Here is a 26,361-nt window from a genome sequence, read left to right as displayed (position 1 = left end):
GAACGCCCTCATCCGCGCGGGATGAGGGCGTTCACGTGCCCCGGGGAGAGTGTGCGGGGTCAGCCGAGCGCGACCGCTGTCCAGGAGACCGGCGGCAGCTCCACCGTCAGGACGCCGTCCGCGAGCGTCGCCGTGGTGTTGGCGCGCAGCCCGACGCGCTCGGGCTCGGCGAGCGTGTTCTTGGCGTACACGTCGTCATCGAACAGGCTCAGCGCCTCCTGGACCGCGCGCGCGCCCAGGTCGCGCACGTCGATCCTGACCGTCTCCGTGTCGGTGAGGCTGCGGTTGACCAGGAACACCGCCGACGCGCCGGTGGCCTCGTCGTGCGTCGCGACCGCGTCCACGACGTCCGCCGTGCCGTGCGCCGCGGTGTCGTAGCTGCCGGTACAGACGGCCGGGCGCAGCACCTCGCCGCGCGCGAGCCGGCTGGTGACCGAGAACGGGAAGAAGGTGGTCTGCCGCCAGGCTGCGCCGCCCGGCTCGCTCATGATCGGCGCGATCACGTTGACGAGCTGGGCGAGGAGGCGCTGCGGACCCGGTCGTGGTTCTTCAGCAGTGTGATCAAGAGGTTGCCCACGACCACGGCGTCGGCCACCGAATAGACGTCCTCGAGCTGGCGCGGGGCGACGCGCCACTCGTCGTTGACCTCCTGGGAGGCCTGGTGCTCGTCCAGGTACCAGACGTTCCACTCGTCGAACGAGATGGCGATCTTCTTGGCGCTCTTGCGCTTGGAGCCGACGTGGTCCGCCGCGGCGACCACCGTGTCGATGAAGAACTGCATGTCCACCGAGGAGGCCAGGAACGATCCGAGGTCGCCGCCGCGCTCCTGGTAGTAGGCGTGCGCGGAGATGAAGTCGACGTGGTCGTAGGCGTGCTCCAGCACGGTGCGCTCCCAGTCGCCGAAGGTCGGCATCCCGGAGCCGGACGACCCGCAGGCGACGAGCTCCAGGTCCTTGTCGGCCATCTTCATGGCGGCCGCGGTGCGCGCAGCCAGCTTGCCGTAGTCGTCGGCGGTCATGTACCCGGTCTGCCAGGGGCCGTCCATCTCGTTTCCGAGACACCACATCCGGATGCCGTGCGGCTCGACCGTCCCGTTGGCGATGCGCTGGTCGCTGAGCGCGGTGCCGGACGGGTGGTTGGCGTACTCGAGCAGGTCGAGCGCTTCGTCGATCCCGCGCGTGCCGAGGTTGACCGCGAGCATCAGCTCGGAGCCGGTCAGCTTCAGCCAGCGCGAGAACTCGTCCAGCCCGACCTGGTTGGTCTCCAGCGAGTGCCAGGCGAGGTCGCGGCGCACCGGGCGCTGCTCGCGCGGGCCGACGCTGTCCTCCCAGCGGAACCCGGAGACGAAGTTGCCGCCGGGGTAGCGGATCGTGGTCGAGCCGAGCTCCTTCACCAGCTCGACCACGTCGAGACGGAAGCCGTCCTCGTTGGCGGCCGGGTGGCCCGGCTCGTAGATGCCGTCGTAGACGCAGCGGCCGAGGTGCTCCACGAACGATCCGAAGATGCGGCGGTCGATCGTGGCGACCCGGGCGGAGCGGTCGAGGGCGATGTGGGTTTCAGGCATGTCTGCTTCCTAGTTCTACAACGTTATAGAGAACATGATCGCGGCAGAATGTGACCGTGTCAAACACGCCTGTTCCTCGGCAGTGTCAGCCGGCGGCGGATCCCGAGGATTCGCGGGGGATGAGGCGGAACGGGACCAGCTCTCCTCCGGCGTGAACGGGGCGGAGCCTCCTTCGATCCGGCGCGCCAGCACCTCGACGGCGGTGCGCGCGATCTCCTCGCGGCCACGCCCGCTCCTGTCTTGTGCCTGCCTGGACGACCTTGCAACGTTGCGCGACCATGCTCCGTGCCACGTTTCGTGCCGAATGTCGGCTTTCGCCGCGCCGAAGCCCGCATTCGTGCCGAATGTCTAGCCGCTCGGCGTGCGGGCAGCGCAGTCAGGCGTCGTGCACGTACGAGTCCAGCTCCGGCCCGGCGTGGAGGACCCCGTTCACGATCGCCTCGATGGCGAACTCGCTGGCCCCGGCCAGATCGACCGCCTTCGGGTCCAGCAGCCACTGAAGCTGGAGCCCGTCCATCACGGCGAGGATCGACGCGGCGGCGCGGTCGATCGTGCCAGGGGCGGTCACGCCCTCCTGCGCGCAGAGTGCCCGGAAGGCGGCGTCGACCTCGACCCGGAGGTTGCGGTACCGCTCCTGGAAGTAGGCCTTCGCCGGGTGGTCCTCGGTGACCGACTCCGCGGAGAGCACGGTGAAGACCTGGACGATTCCCGGCCGCAGCGCGTTGCGCTGGGCGGTGGCGACGAGGTGCGCGAAAAGCGCTGGGCCACCGGGGATGTGCTGGTCTACGAGGTGGGCGACGTCGTCCCTGTCGCGGAACTCCAGCACCTCCAGGAGCAGGTTGTTCTTGGACCCGAAGTGGTGCAGGACGCCCGCATGGGTCATCCCGACCTGCTCGGCGATATCGGAGAGCGTGCCGTTCGTGGACCCTTTCGTGCCGAACGTCTCGATCGCCGCCCGCAGGATGTCGATGCGCTTCTGCTCGGTCTCCGGGCGCGTACCGGTGCCGTTGCCGCTGATGGCCATTTCCGTCGCTCCTGCCGTGCTGGTTGCGGCCGAGCTTACCAGCCAGTAACCTCGCCTCGATCAACTTGCTTTCTGACCAGTAAGCAAGTTATCGTCAGCCGACATTCCGCAGGACCAGGGCACAACGGATGTGCCCGCCACGAAGGAGAAGCAATGAGGCTTAGCAAGTACCTGATCACGGCATCGGCGATCGCCGCTGTCGGCGCACTCGCGCTGACCGGCTGCTCGTCCGACGGCAAGTCCGGCGCCGGCACCGCCAGCACCGGTTCGCTCACCGTGGCGAAGCCGGATGGCGCGGCCATCCTGGCGACCCAGATCAACAACCCGTTCATCACCACCGGCTCGGGTATGTCGCTCGGCTACGACCGGATGATCTACGAGCCCCTCGCGATCGTCAACCCGGTCGGCAAGAACGAGACCACCCCGTGGCTCGCCTCGAAGGTGCAGTGGAACGCGGACTACACGCAGCTCACCGTCACCCCGCGCACGAACGTCAAGTGGAGCGACGGCAAGGCCTTCACCGCCGACGACATCGTCTTCACCTACAACCTGATCAAGAACACCCCCGCCCTCGACCTGGGCGGCCTCAAGCTGACGGACGTCAAGAAGGACGGGAACAACGTCGTCCTGAACTTCAGCGAGTCCAAGTTCGTCAAGCAGGGCGATGTGCTGCAGGTCCCGATCGTCCCCGAGCACCAGTGGAAGTCCGTCGCCGACGCGACGAAGGACCCGGTGACGAACGCGGTCGGCACCGGCCCGTACACGATCAAGACCTTCTCGTCGCAGGGCGTCGTCCTCCAGGCGCGCAAGGACTACTGGGGCGGCACAGTCCCGGTGGCCCAGCTCAAGTACCTCGAGTACAACGACAACACCGGCCTCCTCCGCGCGCTGCAGAGCGGCGAGACCGACTGGGCGCAGATCTTCATCACGGACTACCAGAAGAACTACGTGGACAAGGACCCGAAGCACAACGTGTTCTGGGGCGCCAACGTCCTCAGCCCGGACATGATCGTGGTCAACACCGCGAAGGCCCCGTTCAACGACGTGGCGCTCCGCAAGGCCGTCAACATGGTCATCGACCGCAAGGCGCACGCCACGACGGCGCGCAGCAACGCCGGCCCCGAGCTGACCAACGTGACGGGCATCCCGCAGCCGACCGGTGACCAGTACATCGCGTCCGACTACAAGGACCAGACGTTCAAGATCGACGTCGACGGCGCCAAGAAGGTCCTCACCGACGCCGGCTACACCTGGAAGTCCGGCGCGCTGACCGACCCGGCCGGCAAGCCGGTCTCCTTCACCCTGCAGGACCCGCAGGGCTGGAACGACTACGTCACGGGCATCCAGCTCGTCGCCACGCAGCTCAAGACGACGCTCGGCATCGACGCGAAGGTCGCCACCCCCGACGCGGACACCTGGTTCGCCAACGTCGCGTCCGGCAACTTCGACGCCGTGCTGCACTGGACGGGCTCCGGCTCGAACCCGTGGCACATCTACGACGACGTCATGAACAGCAGCTACCTCGACCAGGCCGCGGACGGCAAGGTCTCCGACAACTTCGGGCGGTACAGCAACCCGGAGGCGACCGCCCTGCTGAAGGAGTACGCGCAGGCGTCCGACGACAGCGCCCGCACCGCGGCGCTCGACAAGCTGCAGAAGATCTTCGTGGACGACGTCCCGGCGATCCCGATCGGCACCCACCCGCAGCTCGCCGAGTACAACACCAGGAAGTTCGTCGGCTGGCCGAGCGAGAAGGACCAGTACGCGACCGCCGACCCGACCCAGCCGTCGGCCGTCCAGGTGCTGATGAACCTGAAGCCTGCGGGCAAGTAGTCGCCGCGCGCGACCTCACTCCTCGTCCGGGGTGGACGACGGCCTCGAGCCGCCGTCCGCCCCGGGCGACCCCGCGGACAGCATGAAAGCGACGCCATGACAGACTCACTTCTCTCCGTGCGCGACTTCTCGGTCGTGTACGACGTGGACCCGCCGGTCGCGGCGGTCACGAACGTCTCCCTCGACATCAAGCGCGGCGAGATCGTCGGTCTCGCCGGCGAGAGCGGCTGCGGCAAGACGACCCTGGCCTACGGGGTCCAGCGCCTCCTCAAGCCCCCGGCCGTGATCACCAGCGGCAGCGTCGTCTTCCACGACCAGGGCGGCGAGGACATCGACATCAACGCCCTGGACGCGGAGCAGATGCGCCGCTTCCGCTGGGACAAGACCTCGATGGTCTTCCAGGGGGCGATGAACGCCCTCAACCCGGTGGCCACCATCGGCTCGCAGCTCGAGGACGTCTTCCTCGTGCACCGCCAGGGGATGAGCCGCGCCGAGCGCACGGCGGCGGTGATCGAGCTGCTGGAGATCGTCAAGGTCGGCGGCCAGCGGATGCGCTCCTACCCGCACGAGCTCTCGGGCGGCATGCGTCAGCGCGTGATGATCGCGATGGCGCTCGCCCTCCGCCCGCAGCTCATGGTCATGGACGAGCCGACGACCGCGCTGGATGTGCTCGTGCAGCGCGAGATCCTCAAGCAGATCTCCCAGCTCCGCCATGACTTCGGCTTCTCGGTCGTCTTCATCACGCACGACCTCCCGCTGCTGCTGGAGATCAGCGACCGGATCGCGATCATGCGCGACGGCGAGATCGTGGAGCTCGCCACCGCCGAGCAGATCTGGACGAACCCGCAGCACGAGTACACGCAGAAGCTGCTGCAGTCGTTCCCGCGCCTCACCGGCGAGAGAGGAGTGGTCGTCCGATGACCACGCTCGAATTCAGAAACGTCACCAAGATCTACAACGTCCGGGGGTCCGGGCAGCTCAAGGCGCTGGACGACGTCAGCTTCACGCTGGGCCAGCGGCAGACGATCGGCCTGGTCGGCCAATCCGGCAGCGGCAAGTCCACGATCGCGAAGATCCTCACTCAGCTCGAGACGCCCACCCGCGGCGAGGTGCTGCTGGACGGCGCCCCCATCCCGCGCTCGGGCAAACGGCTGCGGCAGTACCGCCAGCAACTCCGGATGGTCTTCCAGGACCCGTTCGCGTCCCTCAACCCCTCGCACACGATCCGGCACCACATCGAGCGGCCGCTCCGGCTCGACCGCGTCGTGCCGAAACGCGAGGTGGACGACGAGGTGCGGCGCCTGCTGCGGCGCGTGCAGCTCGACGCGGATGCGGTGATCGACCGCCGTCCGCACGAGCTCTCCGGCGGACAGCGCCAGCGCGTCGCGATCGCCCGCGCGCTGGCCTCCCGGCCGACGCTGCTGGTGGCCGACGAGCCGGTGTCGATGCTCGACGTCTCGCTGCGTGTCGGCGTCTTGAACCTGCTCGCCGACCTGCAGCGCGAGGAGGGGCTCGGGGTGCTCTACATCACCCACGACCTGGCCACCGCCCGGCACTTCAGCGACGAGATCATCGTGCTCAACCAGGGCAGGATCGTCGAGCACGGCCCCGCCGACGACGTGATCGTGCGGCCGCAGGACCCCTACACCCGCGAGCTCCGCGCCGCGTCCCCCGACCCGGAGAAGCACTTCGGGGCACTGACCGCACAGACCGCAGGAGGTGCGCTGTGAGCACAGAGACCGTGAGCACAGAGACCGTGAGCACAGAGACCGTGAGCACAGAAACGACGCCGTCCGCCGGCCTCACCCCGTCCGACACCGCCCCCATCGACCCCACCCTCGTCGGCACGACGGCCACCACGGCGGAACGCCGCGGCGTCCGCGTCCCGTGGCGGTTCATCGGCGGGCGCGTCGCCTTCTACGCGTTCACCCTGTGGGCGGCGATCACGATCAACTTCTTCATCCCGCGCCTGATGAAGGGCGACGCCGTCTCCTCCTACATGGCGCGCAGCCAGGGGCAGCTCACGCCGGACGCCGAGAAGGCGCTGCGCCTCCTGTTCGGCGTCGACAAGTCGGTGCCGCTCTGGCAGCAGTACCTCGACTACTGGAACATGCTGCTGCACGGCAACCTCGGCGTCTCCATCTCGACGGGCATGGCCCCGGTGGGCGACGCGATCGCCTCCGCCCTGCCGTGGACCCTCGGCCTGGTCGGCTTCGCCACGGTGGTCTCCTTCGTCATCGGCACCGGCCTCGGCGCGGTGATCGGCTGGCGGCGGGGCGGCAAGCTGGACGTCTTCATCCCGATCACGACGTTCCTCGGCACGATCCCGTACTTCTGGCTCGGCCTGATCTTCATCGCGATCTTCTCCACCACGCTCGGCTGGTTCCCTGCGGGGCACGCCTACGAGCTGGGCGTCGACCCGGGTTGGAACGCCGACTTCATCGGGCAGGTGCTCTCGCACGGCGCCCTCCCGATGGCCACCATCGTCGTCGTCTCGGTCGGCGGCTGGGTGCTCGGCATGCGCAACATGATGCTCACCGTGCTCGACGAGGACTACATCACCGTCGCGCAGGCGAAGGGCATGCCCGACCGGCGCGTGCTGTGGCGCTACGCCGCCCGCAACGCCGTGCTGCCGCAGATCCAGAGCTTCGCGCTGGCGCTCGGCTTCATCGTCAGCGGCACGATCGTGATGGAGATGGTGTTCTCCTATCCCGGCATCGGCCTGCTGCTGCTCAACGCGACCAACGCCAAGGACTACGCGCTCATGCAGGGGATCTTCCTCGTGCTCGTGCTCGCCGTGCTGATCGCGAACATCATCGCGGACATCGCGTACGCCATCCTCGACCCGCGCACCCGTCAGACGGAGGCCTGATCATGTCCCTGCCCCAGACCGCCTTTGTTCAGGCTGTGACCCCGGAGCCGCCCGCGCCGAAGAAGACCACCTTCTGGTCGCAGCTCACGGCCTCCCTGGCCATGTTCAGCAACCCGAAGTCGGCCACCGGCCTGATCATCCTGGGCGTGTTCGTGCTCGTCGCGATCTTCGCCCCGTTGATCGCACCGCACGATCCGAACGCGCAGAACCTGAAGGAGACGCTGCAGCCGCCGTCGTTCACGCACCTGCTCGGCACGACGCACATCGGCCAGGACGTCTTCAGCCAGCTCGTCTACGGGACCCGCGGCGTCCTCGTCGTCGGCTTCCTGGCGACGATCATGGCCACAGTCGTGGCGATCGTCGTCGGCGTGACCGCCGGCTACCTGCGCGGCTGGAAGAGCGAGTCCCTGTCGGCGTTGTCGAACGTGTTCCTCGTCATCCCCGGCCTGCCGCTGATGATCATCGTCGCCTCGCAGTTCCAGGACCCGCCGCTGCCGCTCATCGCCGCGGTGCTGGGCCTGACCGGCTGGGCATGGGGCGCCCGAGTGCTGCGTGCGCAGACCATGTCGCTGCGCAACCGCGACTTCATCCAGGCCGCCCGGGCGAACGGCGAGCCGCTGCACCGGGTGATCCTGGTGGAGATGCTGCCGAACCTCCTGGCGATCATCGCCTCCAGCTTCGTCGGCACCATGACGGCCGCCGTGCTGGGCCTGACCACGCTCGCGTTCATCGGCGTCATCCCGGTGTCGAACCTGAACTGGGGCACCATCCTGTTCTGGGCGCAGCAGAACAACGCGTTCCCGGACTACTGGTGGTGGTACGTCCCCGCCGGCCTGTGCATCGCGCTGCTCGGCGTCTCCCTCGCCCTGATCAACTTCGGGATCGACGAGTACGTCAACCCCCGCCTGCGTTCGGCGGGCGAGCGCGCCCGTGCGATGAAGCGCAAGGGCATGAACCTCAACGCCGCCGTCACCCAGGTGCGCACGAACTCCACCGCGGCCTCGGCCGCAGCGACCCCGGAAAGCAACACCGCATGACCTCGATCCTCCCGTCCATCGCCACCGCACCCGCAGAGGAGAACTTTCCGTACCAGGACCCGTCGCTGACGACCGCCGAGCGCGTCCGCGACCTCCTCGACCGCATGACGGTGGAGGAGAAGGTCGGCCAGATGCTGCAGCTCGACGCGCGCGACGACCTGGAGGACCACGTCCTGCGCCGTCACGTCGGCTCCATCCTGCACACCTCACCGGAGCGCATCCTGGAGGCCAACCGGCTCACCGCGCAGACCCGGCTGCGGATCCCGCTGCTGGTCGGTGAGGACTGCATCCACGGGCACTCGTTCTGGCCCGGCGCCACGATCTACCCGACGCAGCTCGGCATGGCCGCGTCCTGGGACGCCGAGCTGATCCAGCGCGTCGCCCGCGCCAGCGCGGAGGAGGTCGCCGTCACCGGCGTGCACTGGACCTTCTCGCCGGTGCTGTGCATCGCCCGCGACCTCCGGTGGGGCCGGATCAGCGAGACGTTCGGCGAGGACCCGTTCCTCATCGGCGAACTCGCCAGCGCGATGGTCCGCGGCTACCAGGGGACCGGGCTGGACGACCCGAGCGCCATCCTCGCGACCGCGAAGCACTTCGCGGGTTACTCCGAGACACAGGGCGGCCGGGACGCGAGCGAGGCCGACATCTCGCGGCGGAAGCTCCGGAGCTGGTTCCTCCCGCCGTTCGAGCGGGTCGCCCGCGAAGGCTGCCGCACGTTCATGCTCGGCTACCAGAGCACCGACGGCGTCCCGATCACCGTGAACGACTGGCTTCTCAGCGAGGTGCTGCGCGGCGAGTGGGGCTACACCGGCACGCTCATCACGGACTGGGACAACGTCGGCCGGATGGTCTGGGAGCAGAAGGTCCAGCCCGACTACGCCCACGCCGCGGCCGCCGCGGTGACCGCCGGGAACGACATGGTGATGACGACCCCGCGGTTCTTCGAGGGTGCGCTGGAGGCCGTCGCGCGGGGACTGCTGGCCGCAGACGCCTTCGACGCCGCCGTCGCCCGCATCCTCACGCTGAAGTTCGACCTCGGCCTGTTCGAGGACCCGCGCCTCCCGTCGCCCGACCTGGACTCGGTGGTCGGCAGCGCGGCGCACGCCGAGCTCAACCTGGAGGTCGCGCGCCGCTCCATCGTGCTGCTGGAGAACGACGGGGTCCTGCCGCTGCCGGACGCGTCGCCGCTGCGCGTCGCGCTGGTCGGCCCGCTCGCCGACGACGCCCAGACTCAGCTCGGCGACTGGGCCGGCGGGTCCGGCCAGGCCGGCTGGCTCGACGGCCAGCCGCGCGAGATGATCACCACGGTCCTCGACGGCCTGAAGACGATCGACGGCTGGGAGGTCGCCCACGCCCGCGGCGCCGACATCCTCACGCTGGAGGTCGACCCCCGCGGCTCGACGTTCCCGGACGGCCAGCCGCGGCCTCCCGTGGTCGTGCCGTGCGCACCGGACGAGCGCCTGATCGCGGAGGCCGTCGCCGCCGCGGAGGCGTCCGACGTGGTGGTCGCCGTGGTCGGAGATCGCATCGAGCTCGTCGGCGAGGGCCGCTCGACCGCGACGCTGGAGCTGATCGGCGGCCAGAACGCGCTGCTGGACGCGGTGATCGCGACCGGCAAGCCGGTCATCGTCGTGCTCCTGGCCTCCAAGCCGCTGGTGCTTCCGCCGTCGGTCGCCCGGGCCGCGGCGGTCCTGTGGGCCGCGAACCCCGGCATGAAGGGCGGTCAGGCTCTCGCGGAGATCATCGCGGGCCGGGTCGAGCCGTCGGGCCGCCTCCCGATCTCGTTCGCGAGGCACGTCGGCCAGCAGCCGACCTACTACAACCAGATCCGCGGCCAGCACGGCGACCGGTACGCGGACCTCACCCAATCGCCCACCTGGGCGTTCGGTGAGGGCTTGTCGTACACCACGGTGTCGTACTCCGACCTGGCGCTGGTTACGACCTCGCTCGGCGTCGGCGACACGATCGAGGCCTCCCTGACGCTGACGAACACCGGCGACCGTCCGGTTCGCGAGACCGTGCAGGTCTACGTGCGCGACCTGGTCACGAGCGTGAGCTGGGCCGACAAGGAGCTGAAGACGTACCGCCAGGTGGAGCTGGCGCCGGGGGAATCGGCGCGCGTGCGACTGACGCTGCCGGTGGCGGAGTGCACGATCGTGGACGCGGCGGGGGAGCGGCGCGTGGAGGCGGGAGGGTTCGAGCTGCTGGTGGGGCCGTCGTCGCGGGACGACGTGCTGCTGGCGGCGGGGTTCGAGGTGCGGTGACCGGAGACTGACCCGGGTGCTTCCTCGCCGGGCGCTTCCTCCCCGGGCGGGATGGTGTTAGCGTATTTTTACTAAGCACGCTGATTACCTGCCTGGAAAGGAAGTCGCTGTGACCGGAACCCGCACGCGCTGGCTCGGCCTGGTGTTCATCAGTGTCGCGGTGGCCCTCATCATCGTGGACTCCACGATCGTCAACGTCGCGATCCCCTCCATCGTCACGGAGCTGAAGGTCGACTCCACCGGCGTGCAGTGGATCCAGGAGTCCTACACCCTGGTGTTCGCCTCGCTGCTGCTGGTGTTCGGCACCCTGGCCGACCGGTTCGGGCGCAGGCGCATCCTCCTCATCGGCGTCGCGGTCTTCATGCTCGCCTCGATCGCCGCGGCGCTGGCGCCGACCGGAGCGTTCCTGATCGGGTCGCGCCTCGTCCAGGGCGTGGGCGGCGCGATGATCCTGCCGACGACGCTCTCGCTCATCAACGCGACGTTCCGCGGCCGCGAGCGGGCGATCGCGTTCGCCGTCTGGGGGTCCACCATCGGCGGGATGACCGCGGTCGGTCCCCTGCTCGGAGGCTGGCTGACGACGACCTTCTCGTGGCGGTGGGCGTTCGGGATCAACGTGCCGCTCGGAGTGATCATCATCGTCGGTGTGCTCGCCACGGTCGCCGAGTCGCGCGACACGGCCCACTCCGGAGGGGTGGACTGGCTCGGAGCGGCATTGTCGGTCGTCGCCAGCGCCAGCCTCGTGTTCGCGCTGATCGAAGGCCGCACCTACGGGTGGTGGCTCGTCGACACCGTGCCGCGGATCGGCGGCTGGGCCTGGCCGTTCACGCTGTCGCCGGTCCCGATCGCGTTCGCCGTCGCCGTGCTGGCGGGGATCGGGTTCGTGCTCCGCGGGCGCGCCAGGATGAAGGCAGGCAGGAGCACGATGCTCGCGCTGGGGCTCTTCCGCATCCCGTCGTTCCGCAACGGCAACATCGCCGCCCTGATCGTGTCGCTCGGTGAGTTCGGCATCATCCTGGCGCTGCCGATCTGGCTGCAGAACATCCTCGGCTACAGTGCGCTCGACACCGGCCTCATCCTGCTCGCCCTCGCGATCGGTTCCTTCCTGGCCAGCGGGTTCGCCGGGGCCTTCGGCAACCGGATCGCGCCCGTCGTCATCGTACGCATCGGGCTGGCCGCGGAGATCGTCGGAGTGGCGGGGCTCGGTGTCGTGATCTCGGACACCACGCCGTGGGGAGCCCTGATCCCCTTCTTGTTCGTCTACGGCTTCGGCGTCGGACTGGCGACGGCGCAGCTCACCGGAGTCGTGCTCAAGGACGTGCCCGTGGAGCAGAGCGGTCAGGGCTCCGGAACCCAGAGCACCGCGCGACAGATCGGGTCCGCCCTCGGCATCGCCCTCCTCGGCACGATCCTCTTCGGCACGACCAGCCTGGTCCTCGGCGCGAAGCTCGACGACCGCGGGATCCCGGCCCAGCAGGCCGCCCCCTCGTCTCGGCCGTCGTCGACAGCTCCGGCGCGGCCATCTCCAGGCTGGAGGGCGACCCGCGCACCGCGCCGGTGGCGGAGGACGCCAAAGTCGCGTTCAGCGATGGCACCCGCTACGCCGCGTTCTCGGCCGCCGGCTTCCTGGTGGTCGGCCTGCTCGCCTCCCTGTCGCTGGGCGGCGCGGCCGGGGGCGGGGCCCGCCGGGAGCCCGAACCGGCGGAGCACGACGACACGACACGACAGGAGCAGACCACGTGAGCGCAGAACGTTCCGAGGCCGCCGCCCCGCGGCCCGCGGTCGCCCGGCAGCAGCACACCGCCGACGACATCGCGTTCGCACTGGAGCTCCTGGCCGACCGGATGGACCGGTCCCCGACGCTCGAGGAGATCGCGGCCCTCACCGCGACGCTCGGCCGGCACGAGCGCTCGGTGCTCGCGCGGTTCTTCACCCGGCTGAGCCCCGCAGCCTAGCGTGGCGCGAGGCCGGGAGCCGCACCGCCCTGGATGCCGACCCGGTCGCGCGCGTCGACTGGGACGCCTTCCCGCGCTCGGCGCGCCGCGCTATCCCCGAATGGCTGCTCTCGGCCAAGACCGGCGCCACCCGAGACCGCCGTGTCGAGACCGCCGTGTCGAGACCGTCGTGGCCGAGGCGCATCGGAACCGGCGGCCGAATCAGTGGCGCCAGCCCGGGTCGCCGCCACCGGCCCGCGGCTGAGCGGCAGTCGGAGCCGTCAGTCGCGCGCCTCCTGCACGTCGCGCGCCTTCAGAGTCCGGTAGGTCGTCACCGGATGCGTGCCGAGCACGATCTTGCCGCGCGCGTGCATGTTCTGGAGGTCGTCGTAGGCGGAACCGATTTCCGACAGCGGGTAGTAACCGGAGATCAGCAGCGTGAACGCCCGCTCGTCGGCGAGCCGGGCCAGCCGTTCGAGCAGCCCGGTGGCGTGGGCGACGGAAGCGGGATCGTCTCTGAGCAGGCGCAGTTCCGTCTCGCGGCGGTCCGCGCTCGACCGGTAGCGCGACGGGGGCACTCCGAGAGCCTCGGCGATGGCGCGTCCGTCCTGTCCGAAGTTGTCGATCAGGACGGTGACGCCGTCGGGAGCCAGCTCGCGGATCCGCTCCTCGATCCCTGCGCCGTAGGTGACCGGCCGGATGCCGACCTGGCGAAGGTAGTCGAAGTTGCGCTCGCCGCAGGTCCCGATGACGCGGGCGCCTCGCTGCTTCGCAAGCTGTGCCTCGATGCTGCCTACGCCGCCGGCAGCGGCGGAGATCACCACGGTGTCGCCCGGTCCGACGCGGAGGTCGTCCAGGGTGTCGAGTGCCGTCGCGCCGGCGAGGAAGAGTCCGCCGGCGGTCTCCCAGGTCACCCGCGGAGGTTTTCGGACGAGCGCGCCGACCGGGGCGATGACGTGCGACGCGTGGGCGCCCTGGCGAAGATGACCGATCACCTCATCGCCCCGGCGGAACTGCCCGTCGCCGTCGCCGGTCACGACGATTCCGGCGAAATCGCTTCCCGAGCCGCGCGGGAACGGCTCGTCGGCCCACGCCTCCTCGCGCCCGCTGCGGATGAAACCGTCGATGTGGTTGACGCCCGCCGTGACCACCTCGACGAGCACCTCGCCGGAGCCGAGTGGGCGGACGGCCCTGGTTCGCTTCTCAAGGACGTCGACCCCGCCGTTCCTGTCGTATTCGTAGGTCGTGATCTCGTCGTGCTTGCTCACCGTCACCCTCCTTCGCCGCGGCCGGTCAGTGCACTGCCGAGAATATCCCTAGCCAAGTAAGAATCTATACGATCTACACTTTGTTCACAGGCTGTGCGGACCGCGCGGCGTCCGTGAGACCAGAGCCGCGGACACGCCCGACCGGCTCACGCCGAGAGGCGCCACACGACCGAGGTGTCCAGAATGGTCCCGTCGACAGGGGCGCCGACCCGCGCGATCTGGTCGAGCACGAGTTGCGCTGCGGCCCGGCCGAGCTCGGTCGCCGGCTGGTGGACCGTCGACAGCGCGGGCTGGCAGCGCAGCGCCCACGCACTGTCGTCGAAACCGACCACGCCGATATCGCCCGGCACGCTCTTGCCGGTGGTGCGCAGCGTATCCAGGGCGCCCGCGGCGATCGCATCGGAGGCCGCGAAGACGCCGTCGAGGTCGGGCGCCCGCTCCAGGAGCCGTCGCATCCCCTCCACGCCGGCGCTGTGGCTGTAGAGCGGGAACTCGACCACGAGCTCGGGGTCGAAGAGCTCGCCCAGCGCCTGCCGGAAGCCCGCCAGGCGGTCGCGGCCGGAGTCGCGGTCCAGTGCGCTGGCGATCATGCCGACCCGTCGCCGACCGGTCGCCACGAGACGCTCGGTGATGGATCGCGCGGCGCCGACGTTGTCGATGCCGACGTAGGCGATGCCCTCGATGCCGGGCGGATGCCCGACGAACGCCGCGGGGATGCCGATCGCGGCGACGGCCTGGCCGATCGGATCGCCGGCGCGGGCGGAGATGATGATGACGCCGTCCACGAAGCCTCCGCGGAGGTACTCGGCGACGCGGTCGCTGTCCCGCGTCGAGTCGATGATGAGCGTCACGAGCTGGTAGTCGGCTTGGGAGAGCACCGCGTTGATGCCGAGGAGGATGGTGCCGATGTTCGGGTCCTCGAGGAACAGCGAGTGCGGCTCGTGGACGATCAACGCGATCGCGCCGGACCTGCGCGTCTTCAGATTCCGCGCCGCGGTGTTGGGCACGTACCCGACCTCGAGGATCGCGGACTCGACCGCCGCCCGGGCTTCGGGGGAGACGTACGGCTCCCCGTTGATGACGCGCGAGACGGTGCCGCGCGACAGGCCGGCGGCGCGCGCGACATCATGGATGGTCGCCGGGCGCGGGCGCGGGCGGGCCGCTTCGGAGGTCATACCGTCACTTTATCTTGACAACCGCGCGAGGCGGCGCTTAGTCTGTGCACGTTCCCAGACCAATTCGGTCTGTTCAGTTCCAGATGGTCTGGGAACGTTCACAGATTTCGACGAGGAGGTCACGATGTCGCCCAGCAGCACGGTCGGCTCGGCACTGTCCGTGCTCACGACGTCGGGGGAGACCGGGAGCCGGCTGGCGTTCGGATGCGACTACAACCCCGAGCAGTGGGACCCGGCGGTGTGGGCGGAGGACATCCGCCTCATGCGCGAAGCGGGCGTGACCATCGTCGCGATCAACGTGTTCGGCTGGGCGCAGATCCAGCCCGGTCCGGACGTCTTCGACTTCTCCGGCCTGGACGCGATCATCGGGCTGCTCCACGGGGCGGGCATCGGTATCAACCTCGGAACAGGCACCGCGTCCCCGCCGCCCTGGCTCAGCACACGGCACCCGGAGATCCTGCCGGTCGATGCCGATGGAATCCGCGCGTGGCCCGGCGGCCGGCAGGCGTACTGCCCGAGCTCCCCGGTGTTCCGCGCCGCGGCCGAGCGCCTCGCCACGGAGGTCGCCACCCGCTACGGCTCCCACCCCGCCGTGCAGCTCTGGCACGTCTCCAACGAGCTCGGCTGCCACAACGCGCACTGCTACTGCGACGTCTCCGCTGGCGCGTTCCGCGACTGGCTCCGCGCCAGGTACGAAACGCTCGACGGGCTCAACGCAGCGTGGGGGACGGCCTTCTGGAGCCAGCGCTACGGCGCCTGGGAGGAGGTCCTCCCGCCGCGGCGCACCCTCTCCGCCGGCAACCCCACGCAGGCGCTCGACTTCGCGCGGTTCAGCTCCGACGAGGTGCTGGAGTGCTACCGGGTGGAAGAGCGCGTCCTGCGCCGGCTCACCACGGTGCCTGTGACCACGAACTTCATGGTGACCGCCCACATCCGCACCCAGGACTATTGGCAGTGGGCGCCGCACATGGACGTGATCGCCAACGACCACTACCTCGACCATCGGCTCCCGGACCCGCACCAGGAGCTCTCGTTCGCGGCCGACACGACCCGGGGGCTCGCCGAGGGCGGTCCGTGGCTGCTCATGGAGCAGGCGACCGGCGCCGTCAACTGGCAGCCGCGCAACATCGCCAAGACGCCCGGCGAGCTGATGCGGAACACCTTCGCCCACGTCGCCCGCGGCGCGGACGGCGTCTGCTTCTTCCAGTGGCGCGCGTCGGCGCAGGGCACCGAGAAGTTCCATTCCGCGCTGCTGCCGCACGCCGGCACCGACAGCCGGAAGTGGCAGGAGGTGCTGGAGCTGAGCCGGGCGCTCGGGTCCGTCCGCGAGCTGGCCGGCACACGCGTGGTGGCCGAGGCTGCGCTCATCTTCAGCTGGGAGGCGTGGTGGGCCACCGACCTCGACTCGCACCCGTCGGAGGAGCTGCGCTACCTGGAGCAGACGCACGCGATGTACCGCGCGCTCTGGGAGGCCGGCATCACCGTCGACGTCGTGAAGCCGGGAGCCGATCTGTCCGGGTACCGCCTGGTCGTCGTGCCGTCGCTGTATCTCGTCCGCGACGCGGAGGCGAAGGCCGTGACCGACTTCGTGGCCGACGGCGGGACCGCCGTCATCACCTTCTTCTCCGGCATCGTCGACGAGGACGACCGCGTGCGGCTCGGCGGCTACCCCGGCGCCTTCACGACACTCCTCGGCCTCCACGTCGACGAGTTCTTCCCGCTCGCCGCGGGTGGCAGCGTGGCCCTGGACGACGGGGCCACCGGAACCATGTGGAGCGAGAACATCGTGCCGGGCACCGCGGAGGTGCTCGTCGCGTTCGAGGACGGCCCGCTCCCCGGGTCGCCCGCGGTCACCCGGAACGCCTTCGGCCGAGGCTCCGCCTGGTACGTCGGAACCGCTGTCGATCGGCCGCACCTGAGCGGCCTGCTCGTCAGGGCCGCACAGGAGGCCGGGGTCGCCATCCCCGCGGACCACGCCGACGGCGTGGAGTCCGTGCTCCGTCGGGGACCCGACGCCGACTACCGCTTCTACATCAACCACACCGACGCGGCCCGCACGGTCGGCGCCGCGGGGCTGGAGCTGCTGACCGGCGCCGCCGTCGACGGGATGGAGCTGCCGCCTGGAGCGGTGCGTGTCGTGAAGACGAGACGCGAGAACTGAGAAAGGACAGCCGATGACGACGATGTCACCCCCGACGACCGGGACCGCGAGCCCGCAAGCTGCACGGTCCCGACCCTCCCGCCGGCGCGGACGGAGCCTGTGGCGGGCCGTGCTGATCTTCGTGGCCCCGTTCGGGCTCCTCTACGCCCTCTTCTACGCCGTGCCGATCGGCTACGCGATCTACGAATCGCTGCTGACGGTGCAGCGGCAGGGCACGTTCGGGCCGGCCACGCAGGTCTTCGGCGGCTTCACCCAGTACGTGCAGGTCTTCCAGGACAGCGCGTTCTGGACCTCGGTGGGGCGCGTCCTCGTGTTCGGGGTCGTGCAGGTGCCGGTGATGCTGCTGCTGGCGCTGGTGTTCGCGCTGCTGCTGGACTCCCCGCTGCTGCGCGGCAAGAAGTTCTTCCGGCTGGCGTTCTTCGCCCCGTACGCCGTCCCTGGCGTGATCGCCGCGATCATGTGGGGCTTCCTGTACTCGCCGTCGCTGTCCCCGTTCAGCGATCTGACCAAGAACGTGGACTTCCTGGGCTCCGGCCTGGTGCTCTGGTCGATCGCGAACATCGTCACCTGGGTCTACGTCGGCTACAACATGCTGATCATCTACTCGTCGCTCCTGGCGATCCCGCAGGAGATCTACGAGGCCGCGAAGCTGGACGGCGCGAACAACTGGCAGGTCGCCGTCCGCATCAAGATCCCGCTGGTGATGCCGGCGATCATCCTCACCGCCGTGTTCTCGATCATCGGGACGCTGCAGCTCCTGGCCGAACCCCAGACCCTGCGCAGCTTCAGCACGGCGATCAACAGCACCTACACGCCGAACCTCGCGGTCTACACGACGGCGTCGATCCCGAACTACAGCCTGGCGGCCGCGATGTCGGTGGTGCTGGCGCTGTTCACCTTCGTGCTCTCGTTCGTGTTCCTCAAGCTCACCCAACGGAGGGCGTTCGCATGACCACCATCACCGCGGCGACCCGCCGCATCAAGCGCGGCGACGCCGCTCCCCGCGGGGCCGGCCGAGAGAACCCGGTCTCGCGCATCGGCGCCATGCTCGTGATGGCCGTGTTCACCTTCTACTTCCTGATCCCGATCTGGTGGCTGCTGGTCTCGTCCACCAAGACCCGCGGGGAGTTCACCACCACCGCCGCGCTCTGGTTCACACCGAACGGCTTCTCGACCCTGATCGGCAACATCGGCACCCTCTTCACGTACGACTCGGGCGTCTACGTGCACTGGGTGGTCAACAGCATCCTCTACGCCGGCGTCGGCGCCTTCCTGGGCACTCTGGTCGCCGGGATGTGCGGCTACGCGCTGGCCAAGTACCGGTTCCGCGGCCGCGAGGTGCTGTTCAACGTGGTGCTGGCGGGTGTGCTCGTGCCCGCGACCGCGCTCGCGCTGCCGCTGTTCCTGATCTTCTCCCAGGTGCAGCTCACCAACACCTACTGGTCGGTCTTCCTCCCGAGCATCGTGAGCCCGTTCGGGGTCTACCTGGCGCGGATCTTCGCGGCCGCCAGCGTGCCGGACGAACTGCTGGAGGCCGCTCGCCTGGACGGCTCCGGCGAGGTGCGCACCTTCTTCACCGTCTCGGTTCGGCTGATGTCGCCCGCGCTGGTGACCATGTTCCTGTTCCAGTTCGTCGCGATCTGGAACAACTTCTTCCTGCCGCTGATCATGCTGCGGGACCAGACCCTGTTCCCGGTCACGCTCGGCCTGTACGCCTGGAACAGCTCGATCGGCCAGGCCCCGGAACTGCGATCACTGGTGATCGTCGGGGCCTTCGTGTCGATCATCCCGCTCATCATCGCGTTCCTGAGCCTGCAGAGGTTCTGGTCCGGCGGACTGGCCGCGGGAAGCGTCAAGTAACCACCCGTTCACAATCACAAAAGGACACATGATGAAAGCACGCACCAGGATGGTCGCCGCCGCCGTCGGCCTGACCGCCGCGCTCGCGCTGACGGCCTGCTCCGGCCAGGGCGCCAGCAGCACGAGCACTGCCGCCTCGGGCGACTGCAAGCCCTCCTCCGGCAAGGTCGACCTGACCTTCACCACGTGGGTTCCCGGAATGGACAAGGTCGTCGACCTCTGGAACAGCAAGAACCCGAACATCCAGGTCAAGTTCCAGACCGGGCCGAACGGCAACTCCGGCACCTACCAGAACTTCTTCAACCAGATCAAGGCGGGCAACGCACCCGACCTCGGCCAGATCGAGTACGACGCGCTGCCGAACTTCCGCGTCCAGGACGGCCTCACGAACATCGCCGCCTGCCAGCCGGTGAGCGGCGCCCAGAGCAAGTTCGTCGACTGGACCTGGAACCAGGTGACCTTCGGCGAGAACAACGCCGTCTACGCCGTTCCGCAGGACACCGGCCCGATCGCCCTCTTCTACCGCAAGGACCTCTTCCAGGCGGCGGGCATCCCGGTCCCGACGACCTGGGACGAGTACGCCAAGGACGCGGCTCTGATCAAGGCGAAGGGCGCGTACATCACCAACTTCCCGAAGACGGACGTCAACTGGTTCGCGGGCATGGTGTGGCAGGCCGGCGGTCAGTGGTTCAAGAACGACGGCAGCACGTGGAACGTCAACCTCACCGACGACAAGTCGACGCAGGTCGCGAACTACTGGCAGAAGCTGATCGACGCCGGAGAAGTGTCGAAGCTCGCCTCGTTCTCCGACGACTGGAACAAGTCGTTCGACGACGGCCAGCAGTGGACCTGGGTGTCCGCGGTCTGGGGTGCGTCCACGCTGGAGACCGGTGCTCCGAACACCGCGGGCAAGTGGGCCGTGGCCCCGATGCCGCAGTGGTCGGCCGGCGACAGCAAGGCCGGTGACTGGGGCGGTTCCTCCACCGCCGTGCTCAAGGGCTCCAAGCACCCGTACGAGGCGGCCAAGTTCGCCATGTGGCTGAACACCGACCCCGAGGCGCTCGCCCTGGAGAACAAGCTCGGCGGTCTCTACCCGGCTGCCAAGGCCGGCGCCGACCTCCCCGCGTTCACCTCCGGCCAGGCCTTCTACGGCGGCCAGAAGATCTACGACGTGTTCAAGCAGGCCTCCGGCCAGGTCGACCCGAACTTCACCTGGGGTCCGACCATGACGCAGACCTACACGGACGTGTCCGACGGCTTCGGCGCGGCCTTGGGCGGTTCCGGCACGCTGCTGGACGCGCTCAAGACCGGCCAGCAGAAGACGATCGACGCGCTGAAGGCCCAGTCGATCCCGGTCAAGGGATAGCCTCATCAGCATGCTGTTCCGGTTGCGGGCCGCGGGCGTCGAGATCCTTCTCGACGCCCGCGGCTCCGCGCTGCCGCGCATCCTGCATTGGGGAGCCGATCTCGGCGCGGTCGACGACATCGAAGCGGTCTCCGATGCGCTCGTCCCCGCCGTGCCGCCGAGTTCCATCGACATCCCGTTCACGCCGACCCTGCTGCCGGTACGCGCGGAGGGCTGGACCGGGCGGCCCGGTATCGCTGGCGTCGGCCCGGACGGCGCCGCGACTCCCGCCTTCCGGGACCCGCTCGTGGAGCAGCACGACGACCGGCTCATCGTGCGCGCGTCGGATCTGCGCACCGGGCTGCGGCTCGTCATCGAGCTGCGGATCCACCCGGGCGGTCTGCTGGAAGCGACGACGACCATCGCCAACGAGGGAACGACCGACTGGGAGGTCGCCGCCCTCGCGGTGAGCCTCCCGATCCCCGTCCGGGCCGCGGAGGTGCTGGACACCGGAGGCCGCTGGGCGGGTGAGCGGCAGCCGCAGCGGCGCATCGTCGACCAGGGCGCCTGGGTGCGCCAGAGCAGGCACGGCCGCACCGGGCACGACGCTCCCATCGTGCTGGCCGCAGGCACGCCCGGGTTCGGGTTCCGGCAGGGCGAGGTCTGGGCGGTGCATCTCGGGTTCAGCGGCGACGCCGATCTCTCGGCCGAGGCGACGGCCACCGGCCACCGGATGCTGCGCGCGGCCGAACTCCTGGAGCCGGGCGAGGTCCGGCTGATCCCCGGGCGGTCGTACACGTCGCCGACGGTGTACGCGGCGTACTCGGATCGCGGCCTGGACGGCATCTCGGAGCGCTTCCACGCGGTCGCACGCGGCTTCGGGCAGAGCGACCCCGTTCCCGTGGTGGTGCTCAACACCTGGGAGGCCGTCTACTTCGATCACGACCTGCCGACTCTGAGCCGCCTGGCCGAGCTCGCGGCGGAGGCCGGCGTCGAACGGTTCGTCCTCGACGACGGCTGGATGCGCGGCAGGACCGACGACCGGCGTGCCCTCGGCGACTGGACGGTCGACCCGGAACGCTGGCCGGACGGCCTGCACCCCCTCGTCGCCCGCGTCGAAGCGCTCGGAATGCAGTTCGGGCTGTGGATCGAGCCCGAGATGGTCAGCCTCGACTCCGACCTGGCACGCGCGCATCCGGACTGGCTGCTCACCGACCCCGGTGGCGCGTCGCCGATCCCGTGGCGGCACCAGCACGTCCTCGACCTGAGCCGGCCGGACGCCTACTGGCACGTGCGGGACCAGCTCGACGCGCTGCTGCACGAGTACCCGATCCGCTTCCTCAAGTGGGATCAGAACCGCGACCAGCTCGCGGGCTCGGCGCACCGGCAGGTGCTGGCGAGCTACCGGCTGATGGCGGAGCTGCGCGCCGAGCATCCCGAGGTGGTGATCGAGTCCTGCTCCTCGGGTGGCGGTCGTGTCGACTTCGGGGTGCTGCGGTACGCCGGCCGGGTGTGGGCCAGCGACACCAACGACCCTGTGGACCGTCAGCGCATCCAGCGCTGGACCGCTCTGCTCGCGCCTCCGGAGCTGATGGGCTCGCACGTCGGCGCGCCCGTCGCCCACATCACGAAGCGGCACACCGCGCTGGAGTCGCGGCTGGCCACAGCATCGCTGGCCTCCGCCGGCATCGAGTGGGACCTCACCACCGCGACCGACGAGGAGCGGGCCACGATCGCCCGGTGGATCCGCTGGTACAAGCGCACCCGTGGACTCATCGCGACCGGTGTCACGGTCCGCCCGGACGGCGCGGGCGACGGCGTCGACACGATCGGCGTCGTTGCGCCCGACCGGCGGCGCGCGGTGTTCCAGGCTCTCTGTGCGGACACCGTCCGCGCGGCGCTGCCGGCCCCGTTCCGGATGGAGGGCCTGGACGACGAGGTGATCTATCGGGTGGAGGTGCTCGACTTCGCGACCACCCGGCGCTTCGTCACCGACGTGCCGCCGCCGTGGCTGGGCGGGGGTGCGGCGCTGCCCGGGTCGATACTCGCACGCGTCGGGCTGCCGCTGCCCCCGATGAATGTCGGGGATGTCGTGACGGTGGAGGTCGCGGCGCGCGAGCACGGCTGAACGCGATCGTGGGTGGGCGGGCTCACTTCACGCAGGGCACCCCGCCGGAGGGCAGCGGGGCTGTGGGGTCCGTGTAGGTGCCGTTCGGGGACGAGGGGGCCGCGGGCGCCGGGGCCGGTTCCGAGGCCGCCGAGCCGGACGACGGTGCGGCCTTCGCCGCCTTCGACGGCGCCGCCTTCGACGGCGCCGCCGGTGCCGGGCTCGCCGTGGCCGGGTTCAGGAGTTGCCGCACGGTGGCGTGGATCTGGTTCGTGTCGACGAGGTTGACGTCCTGGCCGCCCCGCACCCCGTATCCCTGGATCGGCAGCGTGACGAACGTGATGTTGCCTCCGGCGAAGTGGGAGGCGTCCGACGCGAAGTCGAGGAGGTTCAGCCCGGAGTCGAGCGCGATGTTCTGCTTGGCGGCCGAGATCAGAGACCCCAGGGTCGCCGGGTTCGCGAAGGTGTCCGCCTTCTTCAGCTTCGTCGCCAGCGAGACGATGAACGCCTGCTGACGGCGCTCGCGATCGAGGTCCGTGAAGTTCAGCGACGGGTTGCTCTCGTCCCGGCGCTGCCGCACGAAGCTGACCGCCTGGGAGGCTGAGAGCTGTTGGACCCCGGCCGTGAAGTCCGCTCCGGAGTAGGGGTCCTTGGTGTTCTCCGCGATGCACACCGTGATCGGCTGGACCGCCTGCGCGACCTGGTAGAACGCGGCCATCGTGACCTCGATGAAGTGGTTGATCGGCACCCCGCCGAGGAATGCCGAGACCGTCGCGATCTCGGTCCGCCTGGCCGCTGCCCGGGCCTCCTGGTACGCGTCGGCGCGGCTGAGCTTGCCCTCCTTCATCAGTTCGGTGAGCTTCTGGTCGAGCTCCAGCCCGTAGGCCTCCTTGATCTTCGACTGGGCGACGCCGTCCGGTCTGCCGGACAGCGGGACGTAGTCGTCGCGCGGGATCGAGATCCCGACCGCTTTGCCGCCGCCGGCGGGGATGTGGATGAGCATGAGCACGTTGGCGTTGTAGCCGCCGTCGTCCTGACCGCCGGCGTGCAGCGCGTTGTAGACATCAGCGGGCAGGGCGTCGCCGTTCTCGTCCAGCCTGCTGTCCAGCCCCATGACCAGGATGTTCTGGTCGCCGCCCGCGGCGGAGGCGAGGTCGGAGCGGTGCAGGCCAGTGACCAGGTCGGCGAACGAGAACACGGCAAACGCGACGACCGCGACGACGAGGAGTACGCCGAGCGCGAGCGTGCCGGCGACGATTCGCCTGCGCACGTACACGCTGCGCGGGTGGCGGCGGGCGGGGCGGTTTCGGGGCGTGACCGGCGCGGGCGCGTCGGTGCGGGTGGGGGCGTCCGGCGTGCGCGGGCCGGGCAGCACGGGCGGCTTCACTCGAGATCACTCCTCAGCGCCGGCCTGAAGGGACGGCCGGTCGTGCCATTGTCACCTGGACGGGCGCCGATGCCGGGGAGGCGGTCGCGAGAGTCAGGATTCTGCGCGCGCACCGCGGCGCATCTCGATTGTGTGGCGGAGAATCGGGGATTCGAACCCCCGGCCTTCGGCTCACCGCGCGGGGTGGCCCGAGTTCGAGGAGGCGCCCGTTTGCCCCCGAGTGGGGCGCCCAGGTACCGGGACGATGCGTCTAGCTGCCTGAGTCCGATTCGCGCTGCTCGCTCGAGCCCGAAAAAGGGGGCGCCGCTTTTCCAGACGGCTGGCCGAAGACTTGCCGGACGGCCCGCATGTGCTATCGTCCCGATAGTTTGAATATCGAATCATGTTTCGACATTCGAGCTCACCAACGATCAAGGAGGATCAAGATGACCGAGCGTTCCCAGGGCGGTTCGGCCGCGAATGCCCCGGCCAGCACCAATCCAGAACCTCTGAGTGCAAGCCTCCCGGTGGGGCAAGCAGAAGCGGGGCTCGTCGTGCCGGCCGTTCAGCAGTCCGGGGCCGACGTGAGGGGTGACCGCCCGCGGGTGAGCAAGAGGTACATCACCCTCCTGACCCTCGCTGTCTTCGGCGGCTACATCGCGCTGGTTACCCCGATTGCGATATCGCTTGCCTTGAAGGTGGAGCAGTTGGCGCCGGGGCATGACGAGTATCTCGGTTACATCACCGGGATAGGCGCGCTCGCGCCGCTCATCGCGACGCCGATCATCGGAATCCTGAGTGACCGTACCCGCTCCCGGTTCGGTCGTCGACGCCCGTACATCATCGCCGGTCTCATCGGCGGCATGCTGTCGTTAGCCATTCTCGCGTACGCCCCGAACATCATCGTGCTCGGCGCCGCGTGGGTGCTCGCCCAACTGAGCTGGGGTGCCGCGGTTCTCTCAGGGCTGACCAACTCACAGGCCGATAAGCTTCCCGAGGAACAGCGTGGAAGAGTGTCGGGGTTCGTCGGCCTCGTTCAGAACCTTGGCCCGGTGGTCGGTGCGGGCATCGCGTCCTCACTGATCGGCCAGAACCTGCTCGTCTTCATGGTTCCCGGCGTCATCGCCTTCATCCTGATCGTGCTCTTCCTCGTCTTCGTCGAGGACGATCCGAACCCAGCTCTGGTCAATGTCGACCGACTCACTCTCGGCGCGTTCTTCAGGAACCTTGTGTTCAAGCCGAGTGAGCACGTCGATTTCGCCTGGAACAGTCTGGGCCGGGTGATCTTCAACCTGGGTCTGGCCTTCTCGACGACCTTCACAACGTTCTTCTTCGCTTCCCGGCTGGGCGTGAAAGTGAGCGAGATCGGCGGGACTATCGTCATCCTCGCACTCGGTGGAGTCGTCCTCGGAGCATTGGGTGCTCTGGGCGGTGGCTGGCTCTCCGATAAGTTGAGAAGGCGCCGGGCGCTCGTCATGTCCGCTGCGATCGTCTTCACGGGCGGAGTGCTTGTCATGGCGTTCGGATCCGGTCTGCCGGTACTCCTTGCTGGTTCGCTGCTGACGACGTTGGGCGTCGGCGTGTTCGCATCGGTTGACCAGGCGATCGTATTCGACATCCTCCCCGAGCGGGACACGAACGCGGGGCGCTTCCTCGGGATCAACAATTACGCCACGCTGCTGCCGCAAGCTGTCGGCCCGGTGATCGCGTCCGGCCTGTTGGTCATCGGCGTTGCGGGGGCGGATAAGAACTACACGCTGCTGTTCCTCGTCGCTGCCGGATGCACCCTCGTCGGAGGACTGATCATCCTCACGCGTGTGCGCGGCACGCGCTGAGCCGGCGGCCGTTCGACCCTCTCGTCAGGCGACGTCGCTCAGCAACGCATCGATCAACGCTTCGAGGCTTTCCGCCACATCCACGTCATCGGGGTTGTAGAGCCACTGCAACTGCAATCCGTCGAGGGCGGCGACGAAGAGGTTGGCCAGAGCGGTGGGCGACGCGGACACGCGGACGTAACCGCGGCTCTGCTGCATCTCGAACAGCGCAGCGAGATACTCGCGCAGGTCGTCGTAGCGCTGCCGGTACCGGTCATGCGCAGGATGGCCCGCGTCGGTCGCCTCCGCGGAGATGGTTGTGTGCAGCTGGAGCATTCCGGGACGGGCCTCATTGTCGCGGACGACGCTCAGTTGCGCATGGAAGAAGTCCTTCTCGGCAGCCGAGTGGAGGATGGATGATTCCTGAAGCGAGCGCTCTTCGAGGACTTCCATCAGAAGGGAGCGGGTGTCGGGAAAATGGTGCAACAGGCCGGTCTGGCTGATCCCGGCTTTGGCGGCGATCTCCTTCATCGTGGCGCCGTGGAAGCCGGAGACGCTGAACGCCTCGATGCACGCCTCGAGGATCTTCTGCCGCACCTGTGCGGACTTCGCGTACGGACCTCGCGAACCGGGGCCGCTCGCTGGGCGCTCAGGGGTGGACTCCGCGGACATGCTTCCGATGATAGGCGTCCGGGTGCCGCGCTCGGCCTGGAGGCGCCGCCCCGAGCAGCCACGCG

Annotated in this window: 19 protein-coding genes and 3 pseudogenes; 16 read left to right on the top strand and 6 right to left on the bottom strand. The window is 69.2% G+C overall.

Going from position 1 to position 26,361, the window contains the following annotated elements:
- Positions 1 to 59 precede the first annotated feature (59 nt).
- A pseudogene (locus ACR5MH_RS10125) lies at positions 60 to 1,564 on the bottom strand (alpha-N-arabinofuranosidase).
- Between the two features lie 376 nt (positions 1,565 to 1,940).
- On the bottom strand, positions 1,941 to 2,588 hold the full coding sequence (locus tag ACR5MH_RS10120) for a TetR/AcrR family transcriptional regulator (protein ID WP_431347097.1): 648 nt from the start codon (positions 2,586 to 2,588) through the stop codon (positions 1,941 to 1,943).
- A 153-nt stretch (positions 2,589 to 2,741) separates the two neighbouring features.
- Here ACR5MH_RS10120 and ACR5MH_RS10115 point away from each other — a divergent pair, with 153 nt between their 5' ends.
- The 10 genes and pseudogenes from ACR5MH_RS10115 to ACR5MH_RS10070 all read left to right on the top strand — a co-directional run.
- Positions 2,742 to 4,421 carry an ABC transporter substrate-binding protein gene (locus ACR5MH_RS10115; RefSeq protein WP_431347096.1) on the top strand — a complete coding sequence of 560 codons (1,680 nt, stop codon included), beginning with the start codon at positions 2,742 to 2,744 and terminating at the stop codon, positions 4,419 to 4,421.
- Between the two features lie 96 nt (positions 4,422 to 4,517).
- Positions 4,518 to 5,342: an ABC transporter ATP-binding protein gene (locus ACR5MH_RS10110; protein WP_433862559.1), complete on the top strand. Its 825-nt coding sequence runs from the start codon at positions 4,518 to 4,520 to the stop codon at positions 5,340 to 5,342.
- A complete protein-coding gene (locus ACR5MH_RS10105; protein ID WP_431347095.1) occupies positions 5,339 to 6,151 on the top strand; it encodes an ABC transporter ATP-binding protein in 813 nt (270 codons plus the stop codon). The genes ACR5MH_RS10110 and ACR5MH_RS10105 overlap by 4 nt, the downstream gene beginning before the upstream one ends.
- 167 nt (positions 6,152 to 6,318) lie before the next feature.
- Entirely contained in the window at positions 6,319 to 7,293 is a 975-nt protein-coding gene (locus tag ACR5MH_RS10100) for an ABC transporter permease (RefSeq protein WP_433862637.1), read from the top strand.
- Between the two features lie 2 nt (positions 7,294 to 7,295).
- Positions 7,296 to 8,330 carry an ABC transporter permease gene (locus tag ACR5MH_RS10095; protein WP_431347094.1) on the top strand — a complete coding sequence of 345 codons (1,035 nt, stop codon included), beginning with the start codon at positions 7,296 to 7,298 and terminating at the stop codon, positions 8,328 to 8,330.
- Positions 8,327 to 10,594 (top strand): glycoside hydrolase family 3 N-terminal domain-containing protein, encoded by a 2,268-nt coding sequence (locus tag ACR5MH_RS10090; RefSeq protein ID WP_431347093.1) that lies wholly within the window; start codon positions 8,327 to 8,329, stop codon positions 10,592 to 10,594. The genes ACR5MH_RS10095 and ACR5MH_RS10090 overlap by 4 nt, the downstream gene beginning before the upstream one ends.
- 109 nt (positions 10,595 to 10,703) lie before the next feature.
- Positions 10,704 to 11,957: pseudogene (locus tag ACR5MH_RS10085) on the top strand (DHA2 family efflux MFS transporter permease subunit); the annotation flags it as partial.
- Between the two features lie 194 nt (positions 11,958 to 12,151).
- A complete protein-coding gene (locus ACR5MH_RS10080; RefSeq protein ID WP_433862558.1) occupies positions 12,152 to 12,337 on the top strand; it encodes a hypothetical protein in 186 nt (61 codons plus the stop codon).
- Positions 12,334 to 12,549 carry a hypothetical protein gene (locus ACR5MH_RS10075; RefSeq protein WP_431347092.1) on the top strand — a complete coding sequence of 72 codons (216 nt, stop codon included), beginning with the start codon at positions 12,334 to 12,336 and terminating at the stop codon, positions 12,547 to 12,549. Before ACR5MH_RS10080 ends, ACR5MH_RS10075 begins: the two co-directional genes overlap by 4 nt.
- 29 nt (positions 12,550 to 12,578) lie before the next feature.
- A pseudogene (locus tag ACR5MH_RS10070) lies at positions 12,579 to 12,698 on the top strand (YdeI/OmpD-associated family protein); the annotation flags it as partial.
- Positions 12,699 to 12,809: 111 nt separating this feature from the next.
- Here ACR5MH_RS10070 and ACR5MH_RS10065 read toward each other — a convergent pair.
- Together ACR5MH_RS10065 and ACR5MH_RS10060 are read right to left on the bottom strand one after the other, a co-directional pair.
- Positions 12,810 to 13,796, bottom strand: coding sequence for an NADP-dependent oxidoreductase (locus ACR5MH_RS10065; RefSeq protein ID WP_431347091.1), 987 nt, complete (start codon positions 13,794 to 13,796; stop codon positions 12,810 to 12,812).
- A gap of 146 nt (positions 13,797 to 13,942) precedes the next feature.
- Positions 13,943 to 14,971, bottom strand: coding sequence for a LacI family DNA-binding transcriptional regulator (locus ACR5MH_RS10060; protein WP_431347090.1), 1,029 nt, complete (start codon positions 14,969 to 14,971; stop codon positions 13,943 to 13,945).
- Between the two features lie 124 nt (positions 14,972 to 15,095).
- Between ACR5MH_RS10060 and ACR5MH_RS10055 the strand changes: the two genes are divergently transcribed.
- The 5 genes from ACR5MH_RS10055 to ACR5MH_RS10035 are packed head-to-tail and all read left to right on the top strand — an operon-like array spanning position 15,096 to position 22,465.
- Positions 15,096 to 17,132 carry a beta-galactosidase gene (locus ACR5MH_RS10055; protein WP_433862557.1) on the top strand — a complete coding sequence of 679 codons (2,037 nt, stop codon included), beginning with the start codon at positions 15,096 to 15,098 and terminating at the stop codon, positions 17,130 to 17,132.
- A gap of 13 nt (positions 17,133 to 17,145) precedes the next feature.
- The gene (locus tag ACR5MH_RS10050; RefSeq protein WP_433862556.1) at positions 17,146 to 18,084 is read left to right on the top strand and encodes a carbohydrate ABC transporter permease; all 939 of its coding nucleotides are present in this window, start codon (positions 17,146 to 17,148) and stop codon (positions 18,082 to 18,084) included.
- Entirely contained in the window at positions 18,081 to 18,992 is a 912-nt protein-coding gene (locus ACR5MH_RS10045; RefSeq protein WP_431347088.1) for a carbohydrate ABC transporter permease, read from the top strand. Before ACR5MH_RS10050 ends, ACR5MH_RS10045 begins: the two co-directional genes overlap by 4 nt.
- Before the next feature lie 28 nt (positions 18,993 to 19,020).
- Positions 19,021 to 20,358, top strand: a complete 1,338-nt coding sequence (locus ACR5MH_RS10040) for an ABC transporter substrate-binding protein (RefSeq protein WP_433862555.1) — start codon at positions 19,021 to 19,023, stop codon at positions 20,356 to 20,358.
- A gap of 10 nt (positions 20,359 to 20,368) precedes the next feature.
- The gene (locus ACR5MH_RS10035; protein ID WP_433862554.1) at positions 20,369 to 22,465 is read left to right on the top strand and encodes an alpha-galactosidase; all 2,097 of its coding nucleotides are present in this window, start codon (positions 20,369 to 20,371) and stop codon (positions 22,463 to 22,465) included.
- A gap of 22 nt (positions 22,466 to 22,487) precedes the next feature.
- On the opposite strand, the gene ACR5MH_RS10030 is transcribed toward ACR5MH_RS10035, so the two are convergent.
- Entirely contained in the window at positions 22,488 to 23,831 is a 1,344-nt protein-coding gene (locus ACR5MH_RS10030; RefSeq protein ID WP_433862553.1) for an LCP family protein, read from the bottom strand.
- A 425-nt stretch (positions 23,832 to 24,256) separates the two neighbouring features.
- Here ACR5MH_RS10030 and ACR5MH_RS10025 point away from each other — a divergent pair, with 425 nt between their 5' ends.
- Positions 24,257 to 25,645: an MFS transporter gene (locus ACR5MH_RS10025; protein ID WP_431347085.1), complete on the top strand. Its 1,389-nt coding sequence runs from the start codon at positions 24,257 to 24,259 to the stop codon at positions 25,643 to 25,645.
- A 24-nt stretch (positions 25,646 to 25,669) separates the two neighbouring features.
- Here the strand turns inward: ACR5MH_RS10025 and ACR5MH_RS10020 are convergent, their stop codons facing one another.
- Positions 25,670 to 26,296 carry a TetR/AcrR family transcriptional regulator gene (locus tag ACR5MH_RS10020; protein ID WP_431347084.1) on the bottom strand — a complete coding sequence of 209 codons (627 nt, stop codon included), beginning with the start codon at positions 26,294 to 26,296 and terminating at the stop codon, positions 25,670 to 25,672.
- Positions 26,297 to 26,361: the final 65 nt, after the last annotated feature.

Source organism: Streptomyces sp. L7, assembly GCF_050990935.1.
GTDB lineage: Bacteria > Actinomycetota > Actinomycetes > Actinomycetales > Microbacteriaceae > Leifsonia.
Note: the sequence above shows the minus strand (reverse complement) of the source record. Positions and strands in the feature narration are given on the sequence as shown.